The sequence below is a fragment of the Acidithiobacillus sp. TH-A35 genome (assembly GCF_057473505.1).
In genome coordinates this window covers 1-6,262 of sequence record NZ_JBYCKR010000148.1, presented here as the reverse complement: position 1 = coordinate 6,262, position 6,262 = coordinate 1, and the positions used below count along the sequence as shown (strand labels likewise).

The 6,262-nt window shown below is 62.6% G+C and carries 6 protein-coding genes; all 6 read right to left on the bottom strand.

The features are described from left to right. Positions 1–846, bottom strand: an 846-nt coding sequence (waaF, locus tag AC2VNK_RS05145; protein ID WP_486883061.1) for a lipopolysaccharide heptosyltransferase II, incomplete at its 3' end; no start/stop codon positions are given. 1 nt (position 847) lies between these two features. Next, a complete protein-coding gene (locus tag AC2VNK_RS05140) occupies positions 848–1,612 on the bottom strand; it encodes an RMD1 family protein (RefSeq protein ID WP_291523427.1) in 765 nt (254 codons plus the stop codon). A 3-nt stretch (positions 1,613–1,615) separates the two neighbouring features. After that, positions 1,616–3,001: an FAD-binding oxidoreductase gene (locus AC2VNK_RS05135; RefSeq protein WP_486883060.1), complete on the bottom strand. Its 1,386-nt coding sequence runs from the start codon at positions 2,999–3,001 to the stop codon at positions 1,616–1,618. Next, positions 2,998–4,074, bottom strand: a complete 1,077-nt coding sequence (gene rfaE2, locus AC2VNK_RS05130) for a D-glycero-beta-D-manno-heptose 1-phosphate adenylyltransferase (RefSeq protein WP_291520807.1) — start codon at positions 4,072–4,074, stop codon at positions 2,998–3,000. Before rfaE2 ends, AC2VNK_RS05135 begins: the two co-directional genes overlap by 4 nt. Further along, positions 4,071–4,436, bottom strand: a complete 366-nt coding sequence (locus tag AC2VNK_RS05125) for a YraN family protein (protein WP_486883059.1) — start codon at positions 4,434–4,436, stop codon at positions 4,071–4,073. The genes rfaE2 and AC2VNK_RS05125 overlap by 4 nt, the downstream gene beginning before the upstream one ends. A gap of 3 nt (positions 4,437–4,439) precedes the next feature. Continuing rightward, positions 4,440–6,262, bottom strand: a 1,823-nt coding sequence (locus AC2VNK_RS05120) for a penicillin-binding protein activator (protein ID WP_486883058.1), incomplete at its 5' end; no start/stop codon positions are given.

The following is a 6,262-nucleotide window of genomic DNA, read 5'->3' as shown; positions in this document are numbered from 1 at the left end:
GCCCCCCAGATCAACTGCTTCGGGGACAGCGGCCGCTACGGCTTGAGTGATTTCCGCATCCTTGGGGCTGCCGAACAGCCAGACAGCATGGCCACGCTGAACCAGGGACCGCGCCAGGGTAATCCAGTGATGCACCGGCCAGCGCTTGGCTGGGCCATATTCGGCACCCGGCGCCAAGGCGACCAGAGGCCGTTGGGGCACGTCGATACCCAGTCGCTGCAAGGCAGCGGCAAGCGCTGTCTGGTTTACCTGTAAACGTGGTGCAGGCAGTTGCGTGGGTTGGGGAAGGCGCGGCGGCAGGCCGAGAGCGACAAAGCGATCCACGGTCCGCAGCAGCTTCTTTTTGTCTAGGCGATGGCGATCATTGAGCAGTAAACGGCGGCCTTCGCCACGGAAACCGGTGCGTGTCGGTATCCGTGCCCAATATGGAATCAGTGCGGATTTAAAGCTGTTCGGCAGACAAATGGACCAGTCATAATCCTGCTTCTGCAAATCCTTCGCCACCTGACGGCGCAGCTTCAGGCCAAGCTGGCCGTGGTCGATGCTCAAGGGCATGGCCCGCCGTACTTCCAGCATACGCTCCGCCAGCGGGACGCTGGCAGGAGGGGCCAGGACATCCACCTGTAGGCGCGGCCAGCGGCGGCGCAGTACCTGCAACAACACCTGTGCCATGACCATATCCCCTACCCAGGCCGGTCCGATCAGCAGCAGGCGGGCGGGATCATAGCTGTGGGCGACACGGGTGTTATGCGGAATAAAGGCTTCATGCTCGTCGTAGGGTGGTTCTGCATCGCCAACATCGTGCGCAGAGGGAACATTCTCCAACACGGGCCATCGTTCGCCCATTTTACTTGCCAATGAGCATGATCAGCGCTTCCACAGCGATCAGAATGATGATGATCCATTCCAGGATGGTCTCCCGATGGTGACGACTGGCGACAATCATGACTTCCAGCCCCTCATGAATGGCGTCGAGTTTTTCGTCGAGGGCGCGAAAGCGGCTGGTGAGCTCCAGATCGGCGGAGAGCTCGCGGGAGAGCAGTTCCAGGCCCGGTGTCTCCCAGACGATGTCGGGGTTGTCCAGCACCGCCAGGCGGGAGAGGATTTCGGTGCGGGTGGCGGAAGTCGAGGCGAGAAAGCGCAGGTGCCCGCCGCGCCGTCCCGGTAGGCGCCCGGTACGAGTCACTTCCGAGAGCAGGTTCAGCGTAGTTTCCAGCAGATTTTCGACGGCCTCTTCGTGCAGTTCCAGGGCAAGGCTCTGGGCCAAGCGCAGGGCAACAAGAAGAATCCGTTCTTCATCAAGGTTTTTGAGGGTGACGCCGTCGCGCCCCACGCCATCGCGCTCGCCGACCCGGACCGCCAGTTCTTCGACCTTGGGGTTGGCGATGGGGGTGAACTGTGCCTGCACGGTGGCGATGACTTTGGCCTGCAACGCTGGTCCCGCGCCGAAAAAGCAGATGACGCCGGAGCGGAAGAGTACCACCCAGGTGTCAGCATCGCGGAGCAAGCGGTGGGCGGGGGTGTTTTCTAGCAGGTCCATCTCAAAATCTTCGCGCCAGCTTTTGAGGGAAATATGGCGTACCGGCTGGATGGCGTGGAGGATGCTGTTCATGATTCAGGCCTCGGGGAGCAATTTGCCGGGATTGAGAATGCCGTCGGGATCGAAGACCTGTTTGATGGCGCGCTGGATGCTGAGGTTTTCCGGGCTGAGTGCCAGCGGGACATAGGCGCGCTTGCTGCTGCCGATGCCGTGTTCGCCGGAGAGGGTTCCACCCAGCGTCAGTACGGTCTGGAAGAGCTTTTGCAAACCGTGTTGGGCGCGGCGCATCTCGTCCTTATCCCTGGGGTGGACCAAAAAGTTTACGTGCAGGTTGCCGTTCCCGGCGTGTCCGAAGCTGACGATATGCAGGGACTGCTCTGCGGCGATCCCTTCGATGGCTTCCAGTAACTCGCGCAGACGGCTGACCGGCACGACCACATCCTCATTGATCTTGAGTGGTGCCATGGCTTTGGTGGCGGGAGACAGGGACTTGCGTGCCGCCCACAGATCCGCAATGGCAACCGCATCGGTAGCTTCCAGAATCTCCATACTCCCCTCACCCGCCAGTGCCGCGCGGATGGCCTGCACTTGTCCGGGGAGTGTGATCGCCTCACCATCCACTTCGACCATCAACAGAGCGTTGCTGCCTTCCGGCAGGTCGCTGGCCGCGCCCATGGCGCGCACGGCGGCCAAGGCATGGAGGTCCATGAGTTCGAGCGCGCTGGGGTTGTTTCGCTGGGCCATGACGCGCTGTACGGCGGCACAGGCGCTGGCCGTGTTGCTATAGGCGGCGCGCAGGGTGGCGTTGGCGGCGGGCATGGGCAGCAGGCGCAAGGTGGCCTCGGTGATGACGGCAAGGGTGCCTTCGCTACCCACCAACAGGCGGGTCAGGTCATAGCCGACCACACCCTTGCTGGTGCGGACGCCGCAGCACAGCGTCTCGCCGGTGCCGGTGACGGCGCGTAAGCCCAGTACATAATCGCGGGTGACTCCATATTTTACGGCGTGGGGGCCACCGGCATTCATCGCCAGGTTGCCGCCGATGCGGCAGTAGGGGCTGCTGCCGGGATCGGGGGGGTAGAATAATCCGTCGGCGTGCGCATGGGCACTGATCGCGGCCGTGATACATCCTGCTTCGACGGTGATCGTGCGGTCGACCGCACTGTAATCGCAGATTTTTTGCATGCACTCGAAGCTGATGACGGCGCTGCCGGGCACCGGCTGAGCCCCGCCGACATTTCCGGAACCTGCTCCGCGCGGGACGAGGGGCAGATGATGGCGACGGGCAATATTGACGATGGCCTGCACCTCTTCATGGCTGTGCGGGAAGAGCACCATCACGGGTGCGCAGCTTCCCGGCGTATCGTCGTGGCTATAGATGGCGAGGGTTTCGGCATCGTCGCGCACCCGATCCGTATCCAGAGCGGCGCGCAGGGCGGGGATGATGGTGCTGACGTTCATGGTTGGCTCCCCCGGATTTTTTGTAAGAGGGCGGTGGTGCTGCGCTCGTGGCGAAAAGGAATACTAAGCACCCGGCCGCCTCTGGCCTGCACCCAATCGGCGCCGACGATGCGGTCTATCGGCCAGTCGCCACCCTTGATCAGCACGTCGGGTTGGAGATGCTGGATGAGTTTCAGCGGGGTATCGTCGTCAAACACCGTGACGAAATCCACCGCCTGTAATCCGGCGAGCACCGCCATGCGGTCCTCCTCACTGTTGACCGGGCGATCCGCACCTTTGCCGAGGCGGCGCACCGAGGCATCACTGTTGACGCCCACCACCAGGCAGGCGCCTTCGGCGCAGGCTTCGGCGAGATACTGCACATGGCCCCGATGCAACACATCAAAGACGCCGTTGGTAAAGACGAGGGGGCGCCGGAAGGCGCAGGCCGCACGCAACGCCTCCCGGTCGCGGAGCACCTGACCGGTGCGCAACGCGGGCGCGGGAGGGTTGTCCGTAAAACTGGCGTCGACACCATTGCAGAGGGCATGGATGAGGACGAGGTGGACTTCCTGAATGCGCGCTGTGTTCTGCTCCGGCACGCGCAATTCAATGTCCGCAGGGCGCAGCAGTGGCGCGAGCTGTCCGCCTCCCCTGCCCGTAAGGGCCAGCACCCACATGCCGCGCTGCTGGGCGGTATGGATAGCGGCGAGGACGTTGGCGGAGTTGCCCGAAGTGCTGAAAGCGACCAGGCAGTCACCCGGACGACCCAGCGCCTCAATCTGTCGGGCGAAAATCTGTTCGTAGCAGGCATCATTGGCGATGGCCGTGACCACGCTGCTGTCGGTACTGAGGGCGATAGCGGGCAGGGCGCGGCGCGCCGTCTCAAAGCGGTTGACCAGTTCCGAGGCCAGGTGCTGGGCATCGCCGGAAGAACCGCCATTGCCGCAACTAAGCACCTGCCCGCCAGCTTGCAAGGTGGCAATCAGACGCTGGCTGGCCTGTGCAAAAGGCACTGCCAGTACCGCCGCCGATCTTTCTTTGCAGGCGATGCCGGCGCGGAAGGCGGAATTCATCCAGTCAGTGACGGTCATGGGCTGGGTACTCTAAAGGCATCACGAATCCAGTCTGCCGGGGCGTCACCGTCGAGGGCGATGACATCAAAGCGGCAGGGCCGTAACCCGTGCTGAGGGTTACGCAAAAGAAAGTACTCCGCGGCGCGGATCAGCCGCCTTTGCTTGCGACCGGTGACACTGGCCGCCGCACCCCCCTGCCGGTCGTGGGCGCGCTGGCGCACCTCCACGAAGACCAGGGTATCGCCATCGAGGGTGATGATGTCAATTTCTCCCATCCGGCAGCGATAGTTGCGTGTCAGAGGATGTAGCCCCTGCCCGGCGAGCAGGGCGACGGCGCTGTCTTCACCCTGCTGACCTAAATTCTGGCGTGGTGACGGCATGATTCAGGTGCCCGGCTTGGGCACTCCCGGCAAAGGCACGATTTGGCCATTCTCCACTTCCATCCATTCCATGTCACGCATGATCTGGTTATCGGCAGCGAAGTGGAGGATGCCCGTGGTACCGTTCAGGCTACCCGTCATGTCTTTAGCCAGAACGCGCTCCGCCATCCGGTAGGCATCCAGCCCGAAGGCCGCCATGCGCCACTGGGCATCACTGGCGTTGGGCAGGGTGGTGCGCAGCAGAGGCGCTGCTGGCGGCCAGCTTTGCCCAGGGCTGATGATCCACGGCATATCGACGGACTCAATGCCAGAGAGCCTCTGCGCATCGCCGGGCAAGGCGGCGCCGTGCAGCAACGCCGGGCTGAAAATAGGCACAGTGCTATTGATCAGGCGGATAGAGGTAACGGCAGCACTGGCGTTTTTCGCATCGGTAATCAGAAAGACAAAGCTGCGTTGCCCGGGCGGTATACTCAACAGTTGTCGCGCGTTATCCGCCAGAGAGCGTCCCGGCAGATAGGTGGTGACACCGCCGACCGTACCGCCGAGCTTCTTCCAGACCGCGATAAAGTATGCCTGAATGGCGGCGCCACTGGAGTCCTGCGGATAAAGCACATAGGCACGACGGTAACCCGCCCCATAGCTCTGGGCGGCAATTTGCCGGGCAGGGACGTCACGGCTCAGGCTCAGGGTATAGAGTCCCGGCTGCTGCACACCGGGCGCCGTGCCGAGAGCAATGACCGGCGGATCGCTGGATTTCCTGACGGCGGCTACGGCGTTGATATCCTGGGGCAGCCAGGGGCCGACGAAGACTTTGCAGCCCTCTTTTACCCCGCGTTCAAAGAGTACGGCGGTGTAACTGGGGTTGCCGGTGGTCCGCAGGACGCGCACCGCAGGACCAGATTGTAATTGCGCTGCAGTGGCCATCCCGGCGGTGATGGCTTGGGAGAGGGGCGCATAAGGCCCACTGGAGGGTAACAAGGCGCATATACTCCCGAGCGCCGGGTTGAGGGCGGAAGTGTCGATGGTAGTCGCGGTGTCGTCCGAGAAGCTTATGGGAGGGTGCCCAGGATGCGCCGTCAGCCAGGCACTGATCGCTGCCTGTCGCTGTTGCGGATCGGGATACTGCCGGGTGATCAGGGCGACAGCGATCCACTCCTGCACCAGGGGGTTGCCGCTGCGTCCCTGCCAATTCTGCAGTTTCGCAGCCGACTGCAAGTCGAGAAGGGCATGAATGCGGCGATGATTTTCTGCAACCTCATTACTACCCAGAAGGCTGTCCCGTTCGATCAGGAAATTCAGTGCGGTGAGTTCGTGACCTTCCTGCGTGTAGAGCGTGGCCAGAGTACCCATGGCCTGAGCGCGTACATCCTGAGGTGTGCTGGCGATGGTCAGCAGTTCTTCGAGATTGCCCTTGGCACTGGGGGTTTGCCCTTGATCCATGAGCCCCTGAGCGCGGATCCAAAGCGCCGCCCCGCGCAATTCGGCGTTGTTATGCTGCAAACGCAGCACTTCATTAGCCAGTAATATCGCAACTTGCGGTTTTTGTCCCTTTAGGGAGGCTTGTGCGGCTTCCATCAGGTAATTGAGTTGGGTTTGTCCCCGTGCCTCGGCGGCCGCGTGGATGTAGTCCCTGGCCGCCTCCAACTCGTGCCCGTCGGCCATGAGTTGGTCGGCATGTTGCGCCGTTGATGTTTCAGGGACGCTTGTCGTCGTTTCGGCAGGCGCAGGCGCTGGACTCGACGAGAGTGGCGTCTTATGTGGCATACTCGCGCAAGCACTCAGGCCCGTGGCCAGGGCCAGGGTCATCAGCAGGCGCAAAGAGGCCT

Coding starts and splice junctions, on each gene's coding strand:
- AC2VNK_RS05140 (WP_291523427.1), bottom strand. CDS start 1,612: ATGAACAGCATCCTCCACGCCATCCAGCCGGTACGCCATATTTCCCTC.
- AC2VNK_RS05135 (WP_486883060.1), bottom strand. CDS start 3,001: ATGAACGTCAGCACCATCATCCCCGCCCTGCGCGCCGCTCTGGATACG.
- rfaE2 (WP_291520807.1), bottom strand. CDS start 4,074: ATGACCGTCACTGACTGGATGAATTCCGCCTTCCGCGCCGGCATCGCC.
- AC2VNK_RS05125 (WP_486883059.1), bottom strand. CDS start 4,436: ATGCCGTCACCACGCCAGAATTTAGGTCAGCAGGGTGAAGACAGCGCC.